General features: G+C 39.2%; 1 protein-coding gene. It reads left to right on the forward strand.

The features are described from left to right. The coding region (locus NB463_RS17510; RefSeq protein WP_258516018.1) for a hypothetical protein at positions 1-337 on the forward strand (337 nt) is incomplete at its 5' end. Positions 338-498 lie beyond the last annotated feature (161 nt).

Here is a 498-nt window from a genome sequence, read left to right on the forward strand (position 1 = left end):
GTTTAAAGGAGAAATTATGGAAATCGAATCAATATCAGCTATTCAAAGCTGTATGTCTTCACTTGGCTTAAAGCGTAATGATCAAGCTTCTTATGAAGTAACGGCTCGAATTAAAAACTTGAACAAAGCCACTCCTTTAGGGGAAGTTGATGTAACATTTTGGAGCAATGTTTATTCAGGTGATGGTCCATTCGTTTCTGTTGACGATACCATTAGAGGTTATGGTATTCCGTTTGAAGAGTTTAAGCCTAGATTTCAAACTTTTAGCTTCGATGAGAAACATAAAATACTTGAGGTTAAAGGTAACGGGTATAATTTTCAGCTTATCTTCACGTAACAAACATAACAAACGCTTTAAGACGGATTCGCAACGCTCGGCGGTTTTGGTTTGAATTGGCTTTTGTGGTTACGGTGCAATAAGTTAGTGTTGTGGTAGCGTTGCTCACCACTTAAGCGGGCGTTATTTCCGCAACGGATCTCTCAGGCTGAATGTACGTG

The sequence above is a fragment of the Vibrio sp. RM-41-2B genome (assembly GCF_024744415.1).
Lineage (GTDB): Bacteria > Pseudomonadota > Gammaproteobacteria > Enterobacterales > Vibrionaceae > Vibrio > Vibrio diabolicus.